This window comes from Nostoc sp. C117 (assembly GCF_043099735.1).
In the GTDB taxonomy this organism is placed as follows: Bacteria; Cyanobacteriota; Cyanobacteriia; order Cyanobacteriales; family Nostocaceae; genus Nostoc.
This window is the reverse complement of record NZ_CP170991.1, coordinates 4,037,847-4,059,214: the sequence shown is the minus strand read 5'-3', so window position 1 is coordinate 4,059,214 and position 21,368 is coordinate 4,037,847. Positions and strand designations below refer to the sequence as shown.

The window sequence follows — 21,368 nt, the reverse complement described above, 5'->3', positions numbered from 1 at the left end:
AATGAAAAATGACTAACTCCTAATTTTTAATCAATCATGGGTAACAAGTATTTCACGTTATCAGAATTTAACCTTGAGGGACAATTTTTAGGTTTTGTTGGTGCTGAACCAAAGAAATATAAATATTTGCAATTAGGAGTTCCAGATGGAACTATGCAAATTAAACTACCAAAGGAATTACGCCGTTCTCTGAGTTTATCATTAGTACCCGGTGAGCAAATTCGCGTTTTGGGTCACAGTCAGTTAGACTCGCACACAGGTGAAATTAAAATCAAAGCCGATCGGATTGCACCAATTGGCAGTTGTCCAATTCAAAACTTGCCACTGGAACCCAAAGCCAAAATTATGGTATGTCAAAAATCGGGTTGCCTCAAACGTGGCGGTAAAGGCTTATTATCAGAATTAGAAAAAACTTTGTGCGATCGCGGTTTGTTAGACAAAGTTACCATTGAACATACCAGTTGCCAAAAATGCTGTAGTAGCGCTCCCAACTGTGTTTTACAGCTTGGTAAAAAGAAATACAAGAATATTCATCCAGAGGCGATCGCATCTTTGCTAGAAAGTCACTTAAGTTAAGACTACTAAGCTTCTTTAGCTATTCTTCAAATAATACACAACTTTGTCGGGGGTAAAAATTTTACCCCCATTTGTTGTAAGTATTGCCTGTATTTTATAGGAATCTTGTCAAAGTGCGATCGGCTAAGTTATAACTGCTGCAACGCTAGTAATATCAAATACAAACAGAACTTCTAAAAAATTTTTGTAGCCTTGCTCCAGAAGGACTACAAGCTTAGTTATTGTGTATAACTTTTTTTTAATTACCTAAAATACTTAAAAATAAATGTCTTTATTTACCAATTTACTCAACCTGCATTCAGGAAACAAACCGCGTGAAGATTTTTTTACTGAGATTTTCGCTTATTTTTTATCCCTGAATAATGATATTTTAATTTATTGGCTAAAACATCACTCAATCATTAGTGATGATAATTATTCCAGCATCAAAATTTCAACTCAGCAAGAACATCAAGCACTGGCTAACCATACTGAGGACAGTAGACTTGATATTGTGATTGAACTTTCAACTGGTTTAAGAACAGATGTAATATTTATTGAATCAAAAATTGGCGCAAAGGATGGAAATAATGCTTTAAAAAAATATGCTGAGATTTTGAGTAATTTACCAAATGTCAGACATCGAATTTTAATTTACATCACCCGTGATTATGACCAAAAAGAAGAAATCAAAACTCTAGCATTTAATTTAGAGCCAAAAGTAATTTTTTATCAATTGAGGTGGCATCAATTTTATTCCAGATTACAACAACAATCAACTGATATCTTAGCCCAAGAAATATTAACTTTCATGAGGAAAAATGGAATGTCTCACACTAATCAATTTTCATCATTTGACTTATTGACAATGGTGAATTACAACAAAACTCTCAATCTCATGGAATCAACTCTCAGTGAAGAAGTACAGCAGGAATTCAAGCTAGCTTTTGGAGGTGTTATCAACGGTGCAGCAAGTAGGACTCAATGGAAATGGGACGAGAGATATATTATCTACACCCACCTTTCTCCCTTAAAATGGGACTTCTGGTGTGGTGTTGGATACTTCGATTTAAATCCAAGTAATTTAACTGATTATCCATATTTAGGTATATTTTTGCAGGTTTCTCATAAGTTTGAAAAACGCCCAAAAATTATTGAATCTATGCAAAAAATAATTAACGATAAACCCAATATATGGACTCCTAGTAATTTGAAAGTTTTGCCAGCATGGTCAGGAATATTTTATCAAAAAAGCCTACAAGAGTTTTTATCTGAAAAAGACCAGTTATCTGCTATTAAATTATTTTTCCAAGAGTCCATAAAGGAATTAAAAACGGTTCAGGAACAATATTTTGATTTTCCTTGGAAGGGTGTAAGCATAGAAACAGTTACAGAAACTGATAAAGAAGAAGACCTCGACACCTCACAATCTCCCATCGCATAACTTTAATCAGCTATAGCTATATTAAGATAAAAATAACTCTGCATTCTCGTAGTTGTTATGAGCCTTACCACTGCTAAACGCTTTACTATAGCTGAATATCACCGTCTAGCTGAACTCGGCTTCTTTGAGGAGAATGACCGAGTTGAGCTAATTAAGGGTGAAATAATCCAGATGGCAGCAAAAGGTAAACTACACTCTGTTTGTGAAACACGCCTAGAACGAGAATTATATAAGCTAGTAGGCGATCGCGCAACCCTGCGAGGACAACAACCAATTACTTTGTCTAACAACAGTGAGCCTGAACCAGATAGAGTAATTGCAAAAAATAGAGATGATGACTATCTAGCGAATCATCCCAACCCATCTGATGTTTTACTCTTAATTGAGATTGCCGATTCATCCTTAAAATATCACCAAGAGGAAAAGCTACCTATTTATGCAGAAACAGGTATTTCAGATTATTGGATATTTAATTTAGTAGATAATTATCTGGAGTGTTATAGCGAACCTTATCAAACTTTGCAAGGTAAATTTGGTTATCGTCATAAATTGATTTTTCTACCTAATGAGTCAGTTAATTTGCCATATTTTACTGATTTAGTTCTGGATTTATCTAAAGTATTTCCAGGATAATTCGCTGATGTTTTTTTATATTTGGTAATTATCTTACGTATCAAAAAAAATGCCCTTACTTTCTAGCAAGGGCATTGGAATTTACCTATTTAATATTTAGTGAGTAAATCGATACAAATTGGGATAATTTTCGCTTAAGCTTTATCTAAAATTCCATTACTCCAGCTATTATTTTTATCAGATAAAGTAGTCTTTGATCTTATCTATAATCACTGAAGATAAATCAAGCCGTATTGCGAATAGTATTAACCAAATTACTACGAGAATTTCTTGCGTAGTTTGCCACCAGCCAATGCTAGACCGACAATTCCTAAACCAGCAAGACTAGCAGGTTCAGGAGTCGATTGGACAATACCAGATTTCTTGAATTCAAATGCAATGGTTTGTGTACCGTTGAATTTGTTGGCATTATAGCCAGTAGTTAGTAACTGCTGGGTTACATTACCCTGCGCTAGGAACGAGATTCCATTCAGATATTTTCCAGAGTCGATGACATTGAGATTAAATGTCTTGTCGTTGCCGTTATTGGTAAAGTAACTACTGGTCAAATCACCATAACCGACAACGCCACCACCTTGTTTTACCTGAGTTTCGTAAGAAATCCATCCATCTCCTGCCAAACCACCATACCCAACAGTGTAGCCTTCTTTGATATTAGTAACTGTCTTTGCCTGAACACCACTATAAACACCTAGTTGTTGTACCCCTGAAGCATTGACTGAGGAGAAATGAATACCAAATAAATCTCCATTGTTCATAGCATTATCAAAGGTTTTACCTGCCATGTTGAAGAACAAATCACCATATCCAATCTGACCACCGACAGCACCCTGTTCAGCTTCTCCTGTTAACTTCATATTGCCGTTGATTGCCACAATGACGCTAGTCGCAGTTTCTTTGATAGCCATACCAGAGATATCGTAGGGATTTACTGACCCTGGCGCAGAACCAACCCAGTAATTTCCGTTCATCCCATCTCTGTTTGAATCAAATGCATACTGCCAGCCATTAGCATCGGTGGAGTTTTGACCCATGAGAAGACCGGTAGTGTCATTCATACACTCCAAAGATATGCTAAATGCTGTTCCCTTTAAGTCGGATGCATACGCTCCTTGACCAGCCACAAAGAAGATTCCACAAGTAGCAATACCAACCTTCAGTAAATTGAATAAGTTTTGAGTTTTCATTATTTATAAATTGATTATTTTAGAGAATCACAATTTTTTGGACTTCTCTATTTGTAATTGGAATTACAAAAATATAAAATCGTGATTTTTCTGAAAATATAACTTGGATAACTTAACGAGAATTTTATAAAATTTGAATAAAAAATGACATATTTAGTTGCAATTGTCTTTGTCTAACCCAATTGTATTAAAGTCAAATAGCAGCAAAGGCAAGCAGGTCTAGTACGCTAGGATTGTCTGCACCCATTTACTTGAAGAGTGTTGAAAAAATTTTGGGTTTGTACAAGCTTAATAAACCATATCTCGCCAGCATCTCCGTACAGTGCATCTAAACCCGCTATCACTAGAAGTTTTTGTCTGCATTGATTTACTTTAGAAATTAATATCCAATTCGGATCAACATATGGGCATTTACATTGCAACTTGCTAGCTAAGGTAGTCAGGAGCTAGGGGTCGAAATCAATAAGCTTTCTGACAACTTACACCTTTATTCTGGTTACTTGCCAAAGATGCAACGCTTTTAATCAAATCAAACCTTCCAACGCGTGTTGTAAATCATTCGTTACATCACCAACAGCTTGTCTAGCAGCCAAACGATTCTCTTGATACGCTGGGTAACGCTCAGAAATAGATATAGGTTCACCCACAGTTATTTTTACTTTTTGCTTACCCAATTGCGGACGGGGAACAGTTTTATTACCTTTGATTTTTGCAATCATTTGCCATAAGATTAAAGTTGTTTCCGCAAACCTTTCTGCTGTTGGATTTTCCCGAATATAATTACCAGAAACCGCCACAAAACTTTCTACTAAACGCATGTGCCACATGCGTGCATTGGCTTCTTCTGCAACCCGATCGCCTAAAGCTCTTTCAACAGCCGAAACTCCTTTCACATCCTTAAATTCTTCTCTAAATATATAATTCCAACCAGCTTGTTCTACTCGCCGACATCGGTCACTTAAACTACCTTTTGACTGCAAATCAAAATACTGTTCTGATATGAGCAAAGCTGCATTCAATAAAGCTTGCAAACGAACTGATAATGCTGCATTTCTATCGGGAATTTGCACAGCGACAACCTTGGGATCTGGCAGTTTTTGATGATAGAAACGCGTGTAAAATTCTTCCATTAACAAAAGTAAATGTTCTGCCAAAGTCAACAATCGGGGATAAAGCGACTCTACAGAAGCCTGTTCTGGTGAATTCACAGGTAAACCACTAGCTGCTTCCAATTCACTTAAAAGATTGGCGATCGCCTCCCAAGGAGCATCAACGTAACTATATTTAATTCCAACTGGTACAATTAGAACTTGTTGGTCGCGTCCAGCTTTGTGCAAATCTTCAGCACACCAAAACCCTAATTGGGCGATACCAGGCTCTAAAGGGCTAATATTCTCTGATAAACCATTGGTAGCACCTTCTGGCGCAGCCGCCATCGGGAACTTTCCATTGGCAAACAACTCACGCGCCGAACGTAATCCCGTCCAATCAGCCTTACCCCGCTGAATCGGAGTCCCACCTAAACTAGACATAATCCAGCCAATATGAGAACCTGCCCATAGAGGAATGCCGCGATCGTAGATAAAATGAGCGTGAATCGGAAGTTGTAGCGCTGTACCTTGCGATCGTGCTACCTTTGGCACGAGTTGAGATAGCAAGTAGCCCAAAGAAAATGGATCGTCTGTTTTCGGATGACGAAATCCCAGCATAAAACGGATCTTATCCTCCTGAAACTGGCGATAAAGATCTACCAGAACTTCTACGTTGTCTGCTTCAATTTGGGTAATAGATGTTTGCCACTTTATCCAACTGGGTAGCAACAGATGAACAACTCGTAGAAATAAAGGGTTAAACGCTGGAGGAATGAATTCTAAGGGTGGCTGTGCTTGATAAATTACATTTGCCAAGGTAGTTTTCTCCTAAAGGGAATGGGGAATGGGGAATGGGGAGTAGGGGAAGCAGGGGGGCAAGGGGGACAAGGAGGACAAGGGTGAATTATTGAACAAGTCTCTTCCTTGTCTCCCCCCTCTTCCTTGTCTGCCTTGTCTATTCTCTATGCCCAATGCCCCATGCCCTTTGTACTTCATCCTTAATACTTCATACTTTAGTTGACATAGAAATTAGTGATTCTGGAAAGGCTATAAACGATGCGACTGTCACAAATGTTATTCGTTACACTCCGGGATGATCCAGCTGATGCTGAGATTCCCAGCCATAAATTATTACTCCGTGCAGGCTACATTCGTCGCATCGGTAGTGGTCTTTATGCTTATTTACCGCTGATGTGGCGGGTACTGCAAAAAGTTTCCCAGATTGTGCGGGAAGAAATGAACGCTACAGGCGCACAAGAATGTCTTTTGCCACAATTACAGCCGTCTGATTTATGGAAAGAATCGGGACGTTGGGACACTTACACCAAAGCTGAAGGGATTATGTTTTCCCTAATTGACCGCCGCGAGCAACAATTAGGATTAGGCCCAACTCATGAAGAAGTCATCACAGCGATCGCTCGTGATATGATTCGCTCTTATCGCCAACTACCACTGCACCTCTACCAAATTCAAACCAAATTCCGCGATGAAATTCGTCCCCGCTTTGGTTTAATGCGCGGACGGGAATTTATTATGAAAGATGGCTATTCTTTCCACGTTGATGAAGCTAGCCTCAAAGAAACTTACCAGGATATGTATAAAGCCTACAGCAATATGCTGCGGCGTTCTGGTTTAGCCTTTCGGGCAGTAGAAGCTGATTCTGGTGCAATTGGTGGTTCTGGTTCCACAGAATTTATGATTTTGGCGGAAGCTGGCGAAGATGAAGTTCTCTACACTGAGGATGGAAAATACGCTGCTAACGTAGAAAAGGCTGTTTCTTTACCAATTGACGCCGAAATCTCACGGTTTACAACTTATGAGAAACGGGATACACCTGGAACAGAAACGATTGAAAAGGTCTGTCAACTCCTCAACTGTTCTCCTACTCAATTGGTCAAGAACGTTCTGTATAAGGCCGTTTATGCTAACGATAATGCTTTACTCGTTCTGGTGAGTATTCGTGGCGATCAAGAAATAAATGAAGTTAAACTTCTGAACGAATTAGCAAAAGTACAAGATCAGTATGCTCGTACTTCAACAGTTTTATCTTTAACTATTTCTGACACAAGCGATCAGAATATCTGGGCAACAAAACCTTTACCTATTGGCTATATTGCTCCTGATTTACCTAATGATTATATTGCTACTCGGACATTTACAAGGCAAGAACTCCAAGAGAAACTGGAATTAAACCTGGATGAACTGAATGAGATTCTGCAAGATTTACCATTATCTCCATCGTATAGTTTGCCGGATGTAAGACAAGCAGTTGAGAAAAAATTTAATCAGTCTAATCCTAAGTCTCATTCTCCTCAAATTAATATCCTGTTGAAGGCACTTGAAAAAACAAGAAAATTGCAATTACAGTATCCCATTCCTAAATTTCTGCGGTATATTGATAAAACCGTAGTTGACTTAAAGAACTTTGTCACCGGTGCAAATGAATCTGGTTATCACGTAGTCGGTGCTAATTGGGGTAAGGAATTTAGGTTAAGTGACTTTTATGAAGTAGATATACGAAAGGCAAGACCAGGCGATCGCGCCATCCATAACCCAGAACAAACCTTACAAAGCGCCCGTGGAATTGAAGCAGGTCACATCTTCCAATTAGGCACTAAATATTCCCAAGCGATGGGAGCAACTTATACCAATGAACAGGGTGAAGAAAAACCGCTATTTATGGGTTGTTTTGGCGTAGGGGTGTCACGATTAGCACAAGCTGCCGTAGAGCAATCTTATGATAAAGATGGGATTATTTGGCCAGTAGCGATCGCACCCTATCACGCGATTGTCACAATTCCCAACATTAAAGATGCTCAACAAATCGAAATCGCCGAAAAACTTTACAAAGAACTCAATCAAGCGGGAATTGAAACCCTACTAGATGACCGCGATGAACGGGCGGGAGTGAAATTTAAAGATGCTGACTTAATTGGCATACCTTATAGGATTGTAACCGGGCGAGCGATCGCTAATGGCGAAGTTGAAGTTGTAGAAAGAGCCACCCGTAAATCTCAAGAAATTGCCATTGATGAAGTTACAACCACACTTAAACAGTGGATTGCGGAGGCAATAGGGAATAGAGAATAGGGTATGGGGCATGGGGCATAGAGAATAGACAAGGCAGACAAGGAAGAGGGGGGAGACAAGGAAGAGACTTGTTTAATAATTCACCCTTCTCCTCCTTGTCCCCCTTGTCCCCCTTGTCCCCCTTGTCCCCTGCTCGCCATCCTCCTCATCTCCCCACTCCCTACTCTCCACTCTCCAAAACTTACATAATTAGACAGTGACGGATTAGAAGCAAAAATTCTAAAATTGAATTAGGGGCTTGCATGATTAAAAATAATCGCATTTTGAGGTATCAAGCCTACTCTGAGTTTCGAGAAACTCTCCACTTGTAAGTATCGTCTTTAACCAGGCTGCTCCTCACATAACTACCATCTCAGCCCTCAGTCAGGAAGGTTTTGAACATGAAAGACCAACAAGGATCTAATCGTATTTCTTCAGGCGTAATTGCAGCTGTCTCAGCAGCAGTTGTAGCGGTAGGTGGCGGCGTGGCTTGGTTGACTTCACAAAATAATACCCCCACACCATCAAAACCCTCTCAAAGCATCGAGCAGTCTGCACAGCCATCACCATCAACTACGCAGCCAGCTAATGAGCAAACCCCTCAAGTTTATTGGCTCAGACCAAAAGAAAAAAATGTTGCTTTGGTTCCCCAGCCTGTTAAAGTAGCTTCCATACTACCCAACCAGGCTTTAGAAGCAGCTTTCCAAAGTTTGTTAGCAGGACCAACAGAAGGAACAGATTCGACAACTATTCCCAAAGGAACCAAATTATTGGGACTGAAGTCCGATAAGGATGAAGTTCATGTTAATTTATCTGAAGATTTTACTAGTGGTGGCGGTAGCACCTCAATGATAGGTCGTGTAGGACAAGTTGTTTACACTGCGACAACTTTAAATCCAAAAGCCAAGGTATACATTGACGTGAACGGTAAGCCGTTGGATGTTTTGGGCGGTGAGGGTGTAGAGTTACAACAACCACTAACTCGTGAAAATTTTCAGAAAAACTATCCACTTTAGTCACTAGTCATTGGTCATTAGTGTTAGGCAAATGATAAAGGACTAATGACTAATGACAACTGACTTACCGTTTAGTATTCAATACACGAAAATTACGGGCTTGCTGTTCTAACCTTGTGGCGAGGCGATCGCAAACCCGATTACACAACTCAAAAATCATTTGATCTTCTACTCTATAGTAGGCACAAGTTCCTTCACTGCGGCGGCTAAGGATACCTGCTTGCCACATTACCTTCAGGTGCTTTGACACATTTGCCTGAGAAGTCTGTGTTGCCTCTACCAACTCTTGCACGCATTTTTCTTCATCCCGTAGTAAGTGTAGCAGCCGCAGACGCATTGGCTCACTTAACAGGCTGAAGTATTCAGCTACTTGTTGCACCACTTCAGGTGGTAAAGGCAACGTTTGTTTCATCAGGATTAACCCGCAAGGATGGAAAGTTTTAACGATGAGTCATTTGATATATAGATTAATACTTAATCAGGGTTAATTCGCATCAAAGGTTGACCATATTCCACAGGTTCACCATTTTGAAGGAGAATTTCCATCACTTGGCCGGAAACTTCGGCTTCGATTTCATTCATCAACTTCATCGCCTCAATGATACATACTGTTTGACCCTTGCGGATGCGATCGCCCACTTCCACAAATGCCGCCTCCCCCGGCGCCGGAGCGCGATAAAACGTTCCCACCATTGGGGAAGGTACCTCAACTAATCTCTGGTCAATGATTGAGGGAGGATTGACTGATAACTGCAATTGATTGCTAGTACCAGTATTCTCAAACACGCGAGACGTCGACACCTCCGTTACCTGACTTGAAGTCATCTGGTTTACAGCAGATGAACCACCTGTCAAGCCCGAACCTACCACACCACCTAAGGTCGCTTGACCTCCCGACAACACCTGATTGCTGAGATTCACAGCCTTACGAACTGTTAGTTCAAACTCATCACTTTTGAGTGTGACTTCTGCAATATCAGTTTGTGCAATAGTTACCAGAAGTTGGCGGATTTCATTAAAGTCCAATGGCACAGTTTTTATTACCTCGACCTATCCGTAAATTAGCATTTTTAAGTCTTGCAGGGATTTAATCCCTAAATAGGGATTGAAATCGCCAGAAAGCATCTCAATGGGGATGACAATTATTCCCTACTGATATATTTATCTTCTTGAGTATCAATTCTGATGCGTTCTCCTTGGGAAATAAACAGAGGAACCATCACAACTGCACCAGTTTCCAGAGTCGCTGGTTTTGAGCCACCTGTGGCAGTATCACCTTTTAAACCTGGATCTGTTTGGACAATTTCCAGAACCACAGACTTAGGCAATTCTACTCCTAGAACCTGTTCGCCCCACCGAATCACTTCGGCTTCCATACCTTCCTTGAGATATTTGACGCGATCGCCAATTTGTGCTGCACTTAATCTACCTTCTTCATAGGTTTCCATATCCATAAAGACGAACTCATCGCCCTCTTTATAGGTATGCTGCATTGTACTTTTTTCCAGATTAGCTTGTGGTACTGTTTCTCCTGCTCGGAATGTTTTTTCCACCACGCTCCCACTCTGGACATTTTTCAATTTAGTTCTTACAAAGGCAGAACCTTTGCCTGGCTTGACGTGGAGGAATTCAATCACGCGCCATACAGACCCATCTAATACAATTGAAACACCGGGTCGAAAGTCGTTACTGGAGATCATGAAACTTTCAAATTTTGGAAGACAATCGGCATTTATTGTACCCTTCAAGCGGAGTAATTAGCTATTTAGTCATTAGTTATTGGCTATGGGGCGTTACGAGTGCTGTTAGCGATAGCGGGGCGTTTAGCCCGTACTGAGTTAGGACTTAGGAGTTTTGTTTATCTCCTTGTTCCCTTGTCCTCTTGTCTCCCTCATCCCGCTCATCTCCCCACCCCACTTCCATTTATTTTCACTCGTTACTCAACACTCAACACTCAGCACTCCTACTGTGGGAAGATTATTGATGGGTTACATCCAGTCAACAATAATCAATGCTGCATTTGAGTTATCCCATGCTTAACTTATTAAAATCCTGGCTGAAGAATAGCCTAATGGCAATACTGCTGGTAACAATATTTTTAGGTATAACTACAACTGGGTGGACTCCCTCTAGTAGCGCCGCACTACCAGCCGGCAATGCAATAACCGACGGTAATGCTTTGTTACGGTATGCACTCCCGATAGATAACAAACCTGTACGGCAGCTACAAGCCAGTTTAGAGGACATCTCTGTCCAACTCCGGGCTAATCGGCGCTGGGGTGCTATTTCTAAAGACATCAGCCAAGCATCCCGCATTCTCGATAAACCTTCCCAAATCTTAACAAGCGTTCCCAAAGAACGCCAACCCCAAGCGGAAGCTTGGATTACCGAGTTGAAATCTGGGGTGGGTAAGTTGCAAGAATTGGCAGACAGCAAAAATAAAGACCAAATTCTGCAAGATAGAACTAAACTGCTCAATCTCGTCACTCAGCTAGAAGAGTCAATGGTGAAACAATTCCCCTTTGAAGTCCCTAGTGAGTATAGTAACCTCCCACAACTTAAAGGTCGTGCCACTGTAGAATTTAAAACCAACAAAGGTAATTTGACCCTCGTAGTAGACGGTTACAGCGCCCCTGTCACTGCTGGGAATTTTGTAGATTTAGTCGAGAGGGGTTTTTATAATGGTTTAGAATTTAGCCGCTCTGAAGAATCTTACTTTCTCCAAACTGGAGATCCTGCTGGAAAAGACGTGGGTTTCATTGACCCAAAAACAGGTAAATACCGCGCTATTCCTTTAGAAGTCTTGGTTCAAGGTGACAAGGAGCCTACCTATGGCATTACCCTAGAAGAAGCTGGTCGTTACGTTGATATGCCAGTTCTACCTTTTTCTGCTTTTGGTGCAGTCGTGATGGCTCGTCCCGAAAGTGAAGTGAATGGAGCTTCTTCGCAATTTTTCTTCTTTCTGTTTGAACCAGAACTTACTCCCGCCGGACGCAACCTATTGGATGGTCGCTATGCCGTTTTTGGCTATCTCACCGAAGGTAAAGAAGTTTTGGACAAGCTGACAGCAGGTGACAAAATTGAATCGGCAACAGTAGTCCAAGGCATAGAAAATCTGGTTGAGCCGCAAGCTGCATAAGAAGAGAGCAGGGGGAGCAGGGGAAGTAGGGGAAGATGAGGGAGAAAATTACTAACTTCTAACAGATGCGATGAATCGGGTCTCTACTTCTACCTCTTGTACAGATGCGATGAATCGCGTCTCCGAAATCCCCTAGCTGAGATTTCCAGCGGTGAAAACCCGATCCACTGCGATCGCTATTTCTGGAAAAGTTCGCGATACAATTTGCTGTTCGCCAGTAAACACCGTCTCTTCGTAAAATCCATCTTCTAGCCACAACACAGAAATCTTTTCTTTTAGTGGGTCTACAATCCAATATTCTGGGACTTCAACCGCCGCATATTCAGACCGCTTATAACGATAGTCCCGCTTAATAGAATCTGGACTGACTACCTCTACAATTAGTAATGGTGGTGACTCAAAGACTGCTGATGCATTGAGCAATTCTCTTGCTTGCTCCTGCGTCACCACAGACAAATCAGTTAACCGAGACTTATTTTTTCCCGTCCTCGTCCCAGTTTCCCGAAAAGTTAACCACGATAAACTCAAGCGCTGAATTTCTGCATCCAGCATCTGCTCAATAAATTTAGTAATCAAGAAATGCTCAATCGTTGGGGGATTCATTAACTCCAGCTTGCCATCTACTAGCTCGTAGTGAAAACCATTGCCATCATCATAAGTTAAGTACTCTTCAAATGTAAGCTTTTTTACTGGTGTAGAGACCATTCCAACATCCCCCTAAACGACACCTTTATCGTAACTTGGGGGAGTGGGGAGTAGGGAGTGGGGGAGATGAGGGAGATGGGGAGGGGTAGAAATGACTAATGACTAATGACTAATGACTAATGACTAATGACTAATGACTAAAGTCAAAGATATTGGCGAACAAGGTCTTTTAGAAAAATTACAGCGCTTCTGTCCTCCAGAAATTATCGGCGATGATGCCGCAGTACTTGAGACTGCACCAGGAAAATCTTTGGTAGTGACTACAGATGTACTGGTTGATGGCGTACATTTTAGCAACCTCACCACTTCCCCAGAAGATGCTGGTTGGCGAGCTGCTGCTGCCAATTTATCAGATTTAGCAGCAATGGGCGCTTCCCCATTGGGAATCACTGTCGGGTTAGGACTACCTGGTGAACTTAGGGTTAGTTGGGTAGAACGCTTGTACCAGGGGATGACAGAATGCTTGCAAAAATACAATACCCCAATTGTTGGAGGTGATGTGGTGCGATCGCCTGTAACCACTTTGGCAATTACCGCTTTTGGACAAGTTCACCCCAATCGAATTATCCGCCGTTCTGCTGCTGTTGTCGGAGATGCGATCGTTGTTACAGGTGTTCATGGAGCCTCCCACGCTGGCTTAGAATTGCTCTTGCATCCTGAATTAGGACAAAACATCAACGACAAAGAAAAGACCGCTTTAATCAAAGCACACCAGCGCCCACAGCCACGATTAGATGTCTTACCAATCCTCGAAAAAATCTTAGCATCCCCATGCCCCATGCCCGTTGCTGGTATGGATAGCAGTGATGGTTTGGCAGATGCTGTAATCCAAATCTGTCGCGCTAGCGGCGTTGGCGCAATCTTGGAACGCAGACAAATTTCTTTACCGACAGCTTTTAACCATTGGCTGACAGCAGAGCAAGCGCTAGAGTATGCTCTATATGGTGGCGAAGACTTTGAATTAGTGCTGTGCTTGCCAGAAGAACCAGCCTATGAAATTGTTCAACATCTTGGTCAAGGTGCTGCGATTGTCGGCAGGATTACAGCAGGATCGACAATACTATTGCACGATAAGCAAAAAAAATTCCCTGACCAAGTTCTGAGTCTTAGTCAAGGATTTCAACATTTTGGTCAATAGTTCTTCGTCATTTGACAATAACTAATGACTAATGACCAATGATAATTATTGCCACTTCTCGGCTACCAATTCTGCCAAATCCAAAACTCGTTGGCTGTAACCCCATTCATTGTCATACCAAGCCATAACTTTTACTAGGTCATTGCCCATAACTAAAGTCAAGCTGGAATCAACAATAGATGAAGCGTCACTACCCTGATAATCAGACGATACCAGTTCGAGTTCGCTGTAGTCCAAAATCCCTTTGAGTGGTCCTTCGGCAGCATCTTTGAGAGCTTGGTTAACTTCTTCAGTAATAGTACGCTTCTCAACCTGAACTACGAAATCTACCATTGAGACGTTCGGGGTTGGTACGCGCAAGGCAACGCCATTCAGCTTGCCTTTCAGGTCTGGGATAACCAGCGCCACTGCTTTCGCTGCACCAGTGGAGGTGGGTACAATGTTTATCGCCGCTGCCCTCGCCCTTCGCAAATCCCGGTGAGAAGCGTCTAGCAAACGCTGGTCACCCGTATAGCTGTGGGTGGTGGTCATCGTACCTTTGATGATGCCGAACTTATCATTCAACACCTTGGCGATTGGCGCCAAGCAGTTGGTAGTACAGCTAGCGTTACTGATAATATTGTGTTTGTTGTGGTCATAATCGTGATGATTCACCCCAACCACAAAAGTGCCATCCTCGTTTTTACCAGGAGCGGTAATCAGAACTTTCTTGGCTCCAGCATTCACATGCTTGAGCGCTCCTTCTTTGCTAGTAAATACCCCGGTTGCTTCGATAATTAGGTCAATTCCCCAATCTTTCCAGGGCAAGTTTTCTGGGTTGCGATCGGATACGCACTTGATGGTCTTACCGTTAACGATGATAGAGTTATCATCGGCACTAATGTCAGCACCTTTGATCTTCCCTAGCATAGAGTCATACTTCAGCAGGTGAGCATTGGTTCTAGGATCTGAAGTGTCATTAATAGCAACAAGATCGATTTTGCTATTCTCTCTACCCACCCAGCAACGCGCAAAGTTACGTCCAATCCGCCCGAAACCGTTGATTGCAACTCTAATCACAGTGTCTTGCCCTCTGTATTTATGCTTATATGTTGATATCGTTGACCCCAATCATATCGCAAAGGGGGGGGGCACTCATAACCATAAAGTGTTAGATCAATAAAAAAACACATAATTTATTCAGATTTGTCGGAGTAGAGATTGTTGTTAGTGATATACGCTCTGACGGGTTCGGGGACTAAATAACGAATGGACTGGCGTTTGTGACAAAATTTGCGAATTATACTTGACGAAACTCCTACTAAAGGTATATCCAGGAATTGCCAGTGAATGCTAATTGACTGTTCTTTCAATTGTTCTTCGACTTGCTTGCAGATTAACTCACTTTGAGTTATAGTCTCACCACCTAGCAGTCGGGGTGCGATTAACCAATCACACATTTGTGCTAGTTCATGTACGCGGTACCAACGGGGTAAGGTTTGGAAAGTATCCAAACCCACAATCCAGTACCAGTGAGTATTTGGGTAATAAGTAGATAAGTCAATCAGGGTGTTAATAGCATAGGAAATCCCAGAGCGTTTTACCTCCACTAGTGAGACAGTAAACGCAGGGTTGTCCTTTGTAGCTAATTGCAGCATTTCTACACGATGCTCAAACAAAGCTGCTTGTTTATGAGGAGGATTTCGGGATGGTACCCAAATTACCTTTTCAAGGGATACTTGATGCAAAGCTGTCTCGGCTACGAGCAAATGTCCCCAATGAATTGGATCAAATGTGCCACCAAAAATTACTAATTGCTGCATCCAGTTACGCCTGGGTTTTATGCAATTGAAAAATAGTTTCATGAGCAATGTACTATTGTAGTCAATTGTCGCTTAAACTTGATGCAATTTAAAATCAGTTTCACTAACAATCTAGTATCGTAGCCAATTCCCGTAAGGTAGCCAAAAATATGTATTTGACATTACAAGAATTTCTTTCCCGATGCGATCAAAATTTTGAGAATAATCTTAAGAACAGTTCAGAAATAGCAAAAACCTCCAACCAAGGTAAAATCATTCTGAACACGCAAAACCAGAGCAGAAAACTCATCCAGGCATCAGGCATGAATATGATACAGCAGTAATTATGGTAAAAATCAAATTCCTGTTATGATACGCGTGTCATTTGTGATTTATGGTGTGGTGTGGTGTAAGAGGAGCAATAAATGAGTAATTCTGTAGATTTTAGTGGTAGACCATTTCATTTCATTGGCATCGGCGGTATAGGTATGTCTGCTCTGGCATACGTTCTCACTAAGCGTCAATTTCCAGTGTCAGGTTCGGATCTTCGTCCAAACCATATTACGCACAAGTTGGAATCTATCGGTGCTCATATTTTTGGTAAACAAGAGGCAAGTAATCTCGAATTATTTCGCCCTCAGGTATTGGCTAACGTTGTAGTAAATTCAGAAGAACAATTAGCTGGTACTACTAACTCAAAATTGCCTCAAGTTATTTGTTCAACAGCAATTAACACTAATAATTTAGAATACAAAGCAGCTCTGGAATTGGGTTGTCCGATTTTACATCGTTCAGATGTGCTGGCAGCCTTGATTGCTGATTATTACAGTATTGCCGTAGCAGGAACACATGGGAAAACTACAACCAGTAGTATGATTGGTTATATGCTTTTGCAAGCAGATTTAGACCCAACTATTTTAGTAGGTGGCGAAGTCAATGCTTGGGAAGGCAATGCTAGATTAGGGCAAAGCCAATATTTGGTAGCTGAGGCAGATGAATCAGATGGCTCCCTGGTAAAACACGCTCCCGAAATTGGCATTATTACCAATATTGAACTCGATCATCCTGACCACTACGATACATTAGAAGAAGTAGTTGAGACCTTCCAGACGTTTGCTAAAGGTTGCAAAACTTTGATAGGTAGCATTGACTGTGCTACAGTACGCGATCGCTTACAACCAACAATCAGCTATAGCTTACACTCTGATACTGATGCTGACTACACCGTTACTAATATTGACTACCGTGCTGATGGCACCACAGCTTTAGTTTGGGAAAGAGGCAAAGCGTTGGGTGTGTTGAACTTGCGGTTGCTCAGTCGGCACAATCTCAGTAATGCCCTCGCAGCAGTGGCTGTTGGTCGCGCCTTGGGTTTAGAATTTGGAGAAATTGCCAAAGGAATCGCCACCTTTGACGGAGCAAGACGCCGCTTTGAGTTCCGAGGTGAAGTCGATGGTATTACCTTCATTGATGACTATGCTCATCATCCCAGCGAGATTCGCGCTACTCTCGCCGCCGCACGTTTACAGGCAAGACCAGGACAAAGAGTAGTCGCCATATTCCAACCGCATCGCTATAGCCGCACACTTACCTTTTTAGAAGAATTTGCCCAGTCCTTTAGCCACGCTGATTTAGTTGTCCTGACCGATATTTACAGTGCAGGGGAACCCAATTTAGGGCAAATCACTGGTGAACATCTAACAGCGGAAATTGCCAAGCAACATTCCCAAGTGGTTTATCAACCAACTTTATCTTCAGTGCGTGAGTTTCTACTCCAAACACTACGTCGAGGAGACTTGGCGCTATTTTTGGGTGCTGGGAACTTAAATCAAGTGATTCCTGAAGTAATTACAGCATTCTGTGAACCTGCTAAAGCCACATCTTAAAGTGGGGACTTTGCAAAGTTCTATTTCTGAGCAAAGCGCCTGTCTTGCAACGGTTTAATAGGTGAATTCTATTACCGTAGTATTACGGTAAATAAATGTAAAATTTTACCAATAAAAGTAAAGATGACCATTTCCCAGGCAGCTGGAAACGCCTGTAAAGTTTCTGCTTTGAATACTAAGAAACAACAAACAGCTAATTCCGTGGAGAACGAGGTAATTTACTTACCCAATACTGATTGTGCGATCAAGTCCCAGGCATACTTGTCAGCGTTTACTTCCTATAGAGTTGGAGGAGCAGCGCAATTGTACGTTGCTCCACGAAACTTAGAAGCACTGCAAGCGAGTCTTAAATACGCCAAAGAGCGTGATTTAAGGGTGACAACACTAGGAGCAGGTTCTAACTTGCTGGTGAGCGATCGCGGGATATCAGGCTTAGTCATTGCCACTCGTCATCTCCGCTTCAGTCACTTCGACCCAGCAACAGGGCAATTAACCGTTGCTGCTGGAGAATCAATTCCCAGCTTAGCATGGGAAGCCGCAGCACTAGGTTGGCAAGGATTAGAGTGGGCTGTTGGCATCCCTGGCACAGTTGGAGGCGCTGTGGTCATGAATGCAGGGGCACATAGTAGTTGTATCGCAGATATGTTAGTTAGCGCCCAGGTACTTTCACCCGATGGTACGCTGGAAACTCTTACCCCAGAACAACTAGGTTATACCTACCGAACTTCATTATTGCAAGGGGGCGATCGCATAGTCACCCAAGCAACCTTACAACTTGCACCAGGTGGAGATCCAGCACAAGTTGTAGCCATCACCAAAGAACACAAAAAACATCGGCTAAATACCCAACCATACAACTTCCCCAGTTGTGGTAGCGTGTTCCGCAATCCCAAACCTTATAGCGCTGGGTGGTTAATTGAACAAACTGGTCTCAAAGGTTACCAAATTGGGGGAGCGCAAGTAGCACAACTCCATGCGAACTTCATCGTTAATCGTGGTGGGGCAAAAGCTAGTGATATCTTCTGTCTGATTCGTCACATCCAACATCAGGTACAAGAACGTTGGTCTATTCGGTTAGAGCCAGAAGTTAAAATGCTCGGAGAGTTTCAAGCTGCTTGTGGATAGGGAGTGGGGAGATGGGGGAGATGGGGGAGACAAGGGGACAAGGAGATAAATAAAACTCCTAACTCATCACTCCTAACGCCCATGCCCTATTTCCCATTCCAGGTTGCATTAATTATTGGTAAAAAAAGAGTCAAATTACTTACCGCATCTATAATTGAATTTGATTTGTTATTCAACGCACACGCGTAAAATTAATTATGACAGGTAAAGGACAAGGATTCGGCTTTGGCTTGGGAAAAATGAAAGAATTGGCTGACGCTTTTAAGAAAGCGCAGCAAGTTCAAGAAGGCGCAAAGCGACTCCAAGAAGAATTGGAGCAAATGGAGATTCAAGGAGAATCTGGTGGTGGTCTGGTGAAGGTAGTTGTCAGTGGGAACCAAGAACCCAAACGGGTGGAAATTTCTCCAGATGCTTTAGGGGAGGGTGCAGAAGTACTTTCCGATCTCGTAACAGCAGCAATGAAAGAAGCCTACAACAAGTCCACAACAACCATGCGAGAACGTATGGAAGAATTGACCAGTGGATTGGAGTTACCTGGATTTTAGTCATTGGTCACTTGTACTGAGCGTCTTGCCCTGAGCAGACTTGTACTGAGTTTTGACTACGCTCAACTACCACGGAGCCGAGGGAGCCGAAGTATTAGTCATTGGTCATTAGTCATTGGTTATTAGTTATTAATTATTCACAAATGACAAAGGACAAATGACTATTGACAAAGGACAAGAATATTTATGCCTTACAAGTTGCTGTTTGTCTGCTTAGGTAATATCTGCCGATCGCCATCGGCAGAAAATATTATGAATCACCTAATTGAGCAAGCTGGTTTGAGCGATAGCATTGTCTGTGACTCTGCTGGTACATCTAGCTATCACATTGGTAGCTCACCTGATAGACGTATGAGTGCTGCGGCTGCTACAAAGTTGGGAATTAAACTGCGTGGGCAAGCACGCCAGTTTCAAAAATCAGACTTTCAAGAGTTTGATTTAATTTTGGCGATGGATCGAGAAAACTGTAATAATATTCTCACTCTTGACCTAACTAAGCAGTATCAGCACAAAGTGCGTTTAATGTGCGATTTTTGCTCTCGCCACAACCTTAAGGAAGTCCCAGACCCCTATTATGGTGGACAAGAGGGATTTAATCAGGTAATTGATTTACTCATTGATGCTTGTGAAGGTCTGCTCACCTACGTTACCAGCCAAAAACCAATAATTTAAATTGAAGAGTTAGGAATTAGAATTGAGGAGTTGAATTTTGGGAACTCCAAGAAATAAAACAACTGCTTGGAGTTGCTGACTGTGGTCACTGAATCTCGACTTCGCTCAATTTGAGCGTTGGTCATTGAATCTCGACTTCGCGCTCGATTTCCGCGTAGCCGAAATGAGCCGAAATGAACTGAAATGAGCCGAAGTGTTGACTGTGAACAATGGGATATTTTTAATTGGAAGTTCCTTTTAACTGCTGACTCCTCAGTCCTTACTTTTATTCCACTAGACCATGCTTCATCGCAAAACGAACTAATTCGGCTCTGTTGCTGGTTGAGGTTTTTCTCAATAAACTACTAACGTACTTTTCCACTGTTCGAGGACTGAGGTGTAGCTGATGACCCATATCGGCATTAGAAAGACCATGAGTTAATAGTTCTAAAACTTCCTGTTCTCTATGAGTTAGGGATGAGTGCAATTGAGATTTTTGAGTTTGAGTGGACAGAGAATTATGAGTGTCTATCGTTTTTGTCGAGGAGGAAATATCTAAACCCTCCTTATGAGAAAAACGGTACTCTGACTGAATGATTTGCGATCGCTCCAAAAGATTGCGGATTGCTGCTGCTAACTCTTCCAGTTCAAAAGGCTTGGGTAAGTATAAATCGCACCCTGACTGATAACCCAAAATTCTTTCCTGGGTCTTAGTTCTTGCTGTTAATAAAATTACAGGCAATAAACGGAACATTGGTTGTTGACGCACCCGGCGCACCAGCTCATAGCCGTTCATCTGTGGCATGACAATATCCGTGACAATCAAATCAGGATGATATTCATCTACCATAACCAAAGCCTCTTGACCGTCATTAGCCGTGATCACAGAGTAGCCAGACAGTTCAAGATAGTCGCTAACAGACAAACGAGTGCCCAGATCATCATCCACTACAAGGATTTTCAAGGGCATGGACAGTACACCCCTACCATTTGTTTACTCAGAAATTTGCTTATACAGCTCCATCAGTGAACACAGATAATAATAGTGTTCTATGTTTCATACTATGACAGGATTACCAGGTAATGACTGTCTCAGGGGTGATTTATAAAGAAAATATTAAATCCTTAGGAAGGTTTACGAAGTCTAACTCAGCTTTGACTCCTTATGCTTAAAAGGCATAGATAGCTTTGTAATTTGTAACAACTCATAAATAATCTAGAGCAAATGTTCACTATTGTGTAAATTAATATTTATTTAATCAGTAATTTATCATAGATTGAACAGATAAGCCCAAGTATCCCTTGCTTTTCGTCCTGTTTGACAAAGTTATGATGGTCCCAAAGCTGTACTAAAGACTTTCCACTTTGTCCTTTGTCGAATGACCAATGACTAATATGTAAGT

20 protein-coding genes are annotated in these 21,368 nt (G+C 41.8%); 11 read left to right on the top strand and 9 right to left on the bottom strand.

From position 1 onward, the window contains the following. The first annotated feature begins 36 nt into the window (after positions 1–36). The 3 genes from ACFG4S_RS17535 (at position 37) to ACFG4S_RS17525 (ending at position 2,632) form a co-directional block, all read left to right on the top strand. Positions 37–576 carry an NAD(P)H-dependent oxidoreductase subunit E gene (locus tag ACFG4S_RS17535; protein ID WP_392530344.1) on the top strand — a complete coding sequence of 180 codons (540 nt, stop codon included), beginning with the start codon at positions 37–39 and terminating at the stop codon, positions 574–576. A gap of 265 nt (positions 577–841) precedes the next feature. After that, positions 842–1,999, top strand: coding sequence for a PD-(D/E)XK nuclease family protein (locus ACFG4S_RS17530; protein WP_392530343.1), 1,158 nt, complete (start codon positions 842–844; stop codon positions 1,997–1,999). Positions 2,000–2,056: 57 nt separating this feature from the next. Then, positions 2,057–2,632 carry a Uma2 family endonuclease gene (locus ACFG4S_RS17525; protein ID WP_392530342.1) on the top strand — a complete coding sequence of 192 codons (576 nt, stop codon included), beginning with the start codon at positions 2,057–2,059 and terminating at the stop codon, positions 2,630–2,632. Positions 2,633–2,889: 257 nt separating this feature from the next. On the opposite strand, the gene ACFG4S_RS17520 is transcribed toward ACFG4S_RS17525, so the two are convergent. Together ACFG4S_RS17520 and ACFG4S_RS17515 are read right to left on the bottom strand one after the other, a co-directional pair. Beyond that, positions 2,890–3,819, bottom strand: coding sequence for an XDD3 family exosortase-dependent surface protein (locus ACFG4S_RS17520; RefSeq protein WP_392530341.1), 930 nt, complete (start codon positions 3,817–3,819; stop codon positions 2,890–2,892). A gap of 524 nt (positions 3,820–4,343) precedes the next feature. Continuing rightward, on the bottom strand, positions 4,344–5,726 hold the full coding sequence (locus ACFG4S_RS17515) for a 1-acyl-sn-glycerol-3-phosphate acyltransferase (protein WP_392530340.1): 1,383 nt from the start codon (positions 5,724–5,726) through the stop codon (positions 4,344–4,346). Positions 5,727–5,966: 240 nt separating this feature from the next. Between ACFG4S_RS17515 and ACFG4S_RS17510 the strand changes: the two genes are divergently transcribed. Further along, positions 5,967–8,000, top strand: a complete 2,034-nt coding sequence (locus ACFG4S_RS17510) for a proline--tRNA ligase (protein WP_392530339.1) — start codon at positions 5,967–5,969, stop codon at positions 7,998–8,000. A gap of 380 nt (positions 8,001–8,380) precedes the next feature. Next, entirely contained in the window at positions 8,381–8,995 is a 615-nt protein-coding gene (locus ACFG4S_RS17505; protein ID WP_392530338.1) for a GerMN domain-containing protein, read from the top strand. Between the two features lie 64 nt (positions 8,996–9,059). Here the strand turns inward: ACFG4S_RS17505 and ACFG4S_RS17500 are convergent, their stop codons facing one another. The 3 genes from ACFG4S_RS17500 to efp form a co-directional block, all read right to left on the bottom strand. Beyond that, the gene (locus tag ACFG4S_RS17500; RefSeq protein WP_392530337.1) at positions 9,060–9,407 is read right to left on the bottom strand and encodes an ArsR/SmtB family transcription factor; all 348 of its coding nucleotides are present in this window, start codon (positions 9,405–9,407) and stop codon (positions 9,060–9,062) included. A gap of 62 nt (positions 9,408–9,469) precedes the next feature. Then, on the bottom strand, positions 9,470–10,027 hold the full coding sequence (accB, locus tag ACFG4S_RS17495; RefSeq protein WP_392530336.1) for an acetyl-CoA carboxylase biotin carboxyl carrier protein: 558 nt from the start codon (positions 10,025–10,027) through the stop codon (positions 9,470–9,472). 110 nt (positions 10,028–10,137) lie between these two features. Continuing rightward, on the bottom strand, positions 10,138–10,695 hold the full coding sequence (efp, locus tag ACFG4S_RS17490) for an elongation factor P (RefSeq protein WP_392530335.1): 558 nt from the start codon (positions 10,693–10,695) through the stop codon (positions 10,138–10,140). Positions 10,696–11,027: 332 nt separating this feature from the next. Between efp and ACFG4S_RS17485 the strand changes: the two genes are divergently transcribed. Then, the gene (locus tag ACFG4S_RS17485) at positions 11,028–12,134 is read left to right on the top strand and encodes a peptidylprolyl isomerase (RefSeq protein ID WP_392530334.1); all 1,107 of its coding nucleotides are present in this window, start codon (positions 11,028–11,030) and stop codon (positions 12,132–12,134) included. A 132-nt stretch (positions 12,135–12,266) separates the two neighbouring features. Here the strand turns inward: ACFG4S_RS17485 and ACFG4S_RS17480 are convergent, their stop codons facing one another. Beyond that, entirely contained in the window at positions 12,267–12,839 is a 573-nt protein-coding gene (locus ACFG4S_RS17480) for a Uma2 family endonuclease (RefSeq protein ID WP_392530333.1), read from the bottom strand. 133 nt (positions 12,840–12,972) lie between these two features. Between ACFG4S_RS17480 and thiL the strand changes: the two genes are divergently transcribed. After that, a complete protein-coding gene (gene thiL, locus ACFG4S_RS17475) occupies positions 12,973–13,977 on the top strand; it encodes a thiamine-phosphate kinase (RefSeq protein ID WP_392530332.1) in 1,005 nt (334 codons plus the stop codon). A gap of 45 nt (positions 13,978–14,022) precedes the next feature. Here thiL and ACFG4S_RS17470 read toward each other — a convergent pair whose 3' ends face one another. Both ACFG4S_RS17470 and nadD read right to left on the bottom strand, forming a co-directional pair. Further along, complete coding sequence (locus ACFG4S_RS17470; protein ID WP_392530331.1) at positions 14,023–15,036, bottom strand: type I glyceraldehyde-3-phosphate dehydrogenase; 1,014 nt, start codon at positions 15,034–15,036, stop codon at positions 14,023–14,025. Between the two features lie 116 nt (positions 15,037–15,152). Further along, positions 15,153–15,779 carry a nicotinate (nicotinamide) nucleotide adenylyltransferase gene (gene nadD, locus ACFG4S_RS17465; RefSeq protein WP_392530330.1) on the bottom strand — a complete coding sequence of 209 codons (627 nt, stop codon included), beginning with the start codon at positions 15,777–15,779 and terminating at the stop codon, positions 15,153–15,155. 404 nt (positions 15,780–16,183) lie between these two features. On the opposite strand from nadD, the gene murC reads away from it, so the two are divergent. From murC to ACFG4S_RS17445, 4 genes are all read left to right on the top strand, one after another. Beyond that, on the top strand, positions 16,184–17,644 hold the full coding sequence (gene murC / locus ACFG4S_RS17460; RefSeq protein WP_392530329.1) for a UDP-N-acetylmuramate--L-alanine ligase: 1,461 nt from the start codon (positions 16,184–16,186) through the stop codon (positions 17,642–17,644). 123 nt (positions 17,645–17,767) lie between these two features. Then, positions 17,768–18,769 carry a UDP-N-acetylmuramate dehydrogenase gene (murB, locus tag ACFG4S_RS17455; RefSeq protein WP_392530328.1) on the top strand — a complete coding sequence of 334 codons (1,002 nt, stop codon included), beginning with the start codon at positions 17,768–17,770 and terminating at the stop codon, positions 18,767–18,769. A gap of 197 nt (positions 18,770–18,966) precedes the next feature. Beyond that, on the top strand, positions 18,967–19,314 hold the full coding sequence (locus tag ACFG4S_RS17450; RefSeq protein WP_392530327.1) for a YbaB/EbfC family nucleoid-associated protein: 348 nt from the start codon (positions 18,967–18,969) through the stop codon (positions 19,312–19,314). A 186-nt stretch (positions 19,315–19,500) separates the two neighbouring features. After that, a complete protein-coding gene (locus tag ACFG4S_RS17445) occupies positions 19,501–19,986 on the top strand; it encodes a low molecular weight protein-tyrosine-phosphatase (RefSeq protein WP_392530326.1) in 486 nt (161 codons plus the stop codon). 265 nt (positions 19,987–20,251) lie between these two features. Here the strand turns inward: ACFG4S_RS17445 and ACFG4S_RS17440 are convergent, their stop codons facing one another. Next, positions 20,252–20,935: a response regulator transcription factor gene (locus ACFG4S_RS17440; protein ID WP_392530325.1), complete on the bottom strand. Its 684-nt coding sequence runs from the start codon at positions 20,933–20,935 to the stop codon at positions 20,252–20,254. Positions 20,936–21,368: the final 433 nt, after the last annotated feature.

Excerpts from the sequence above, each read along its gene's own strand:
- ACFG4S_RS17535 (WP_392530344.1), top strand. The coding sequence starts at position 37 with ATGGGTAACAAGTATTTCACGTTATCAGAATTTAACCTTGAGGGACAA.
- ACFG4S_RS17530 (WP_392530343.1), top strand. The coding sequence starts at position 842 with ATGTCTTTATTTACCAATTTACTCAACCTGCATTCAGGAAACAAACCG.
- ACFG4S_RS17525 (WP_392530342.1), top strand. The coding sequence starts at position 2,057 with ATGAGCCTTACCACTGCTAAACGCTTTACTATAGCTGAATATCACCGT.
- ACFG4S_RS17520 (WP_392530341.1), bottom strand. The coding sequence starts at position 3,819 with ATGAAAACTCAAAACTTATTCAATTTACTGAAGGTTGGTATTGCTACT.
- ACFG4S_RS17510 (WP_392530339.1), top strand. The coding sequence starts at position 5,967 with ATGCGACTGTCACAAATGTTATTCGTTACACTCCGGGATGATCCAGCT.
- ACFG4S_RS17505 (WP_392530338.1), top strand. The coding sequence starts at position 8,381 with ATGAAAGACCAACAAGGATCTAATCGTATTTCTTCAGGCGTAATTGCA.
- ACFG4S_RS17500 (WP_392530337.1), bottom strand. The coding sequence starts at position 9,407 with ATGAAACAAACGTTGCCTTTACCACCTGAAGTGGTGCAACAAGTAGCT.
- efp (WP_392530335.1), bottom strand. The coding sequence starts at position 10,695 with ATGATCTCCAGTAACGACTTTCGACCCGGTGTTTCAATTGTATTAGAT.
- ACFG4S_RS17485 (WP_392530334.1), top strand. The coding sequence starts at position 11,028 with ATGCTTAACTTATTAAAATCCTGGCTGAAGAATAGCCTAATGGCAATA.
- ACFG4S_RS17480 (WP_392530333.1), bottom strand. The coding sequence starts at position 12,839 with ATGGTCTCTACACCAGTAAAAAAGCTTACATTTGAAGAGTACTTAACT.
- thiL (WP_392530332.1), top strand. The coding sequence starts at position 12,973 with ATGACTAAAGTCAAAGATATTGGCGAACAAGGTCTTTTAGAAAAATTA.
- nadD (WP_392530330.1), bottom strand. The coding sequence starts at position 15,779 with ATGCAGCAATTAGTAATTTTTGGTGGCACATTTGATCCAATTCATTGG.
- murC (WP_392530329.1), top strand. The coding sequence starts at position 16,184 with ATGAGTAATTCTGTAGATTTTAGTGGTAGACCATTTCATTTCATTGGC.
- murB (WP_392530328.1), top strand. The coding sequence starts at position 17,768 with ATGACCATTTCCCAGGCAGCTGGAAACGCCTGTAAAGTTTCTGCTTTG.
- ACFG4S_RS17450 (WP_392530327.1), top strand. The coding sequence starts at position 18,967 with ATGACAGGTAAAGGACAAGGATTCGGCTTTGGCTTGGGAAAAATGAAA.
- ACFG4S_RS17445 (WP_392530326.1), top strand. The coding sequence starts at position 19,501 with ATGCCTTACAAGTTGCTGTTTGTCTGCTTAGGTAATATCTGCCGATCG.
- ACFG4S_RS17440 (WP_392530325.1), bottom strand. The coding sequence starts at position 20,935 with ATGCCCTTGAAAATCCTTGTAGTGGATGATGATCTGGGCACTCGTTTG.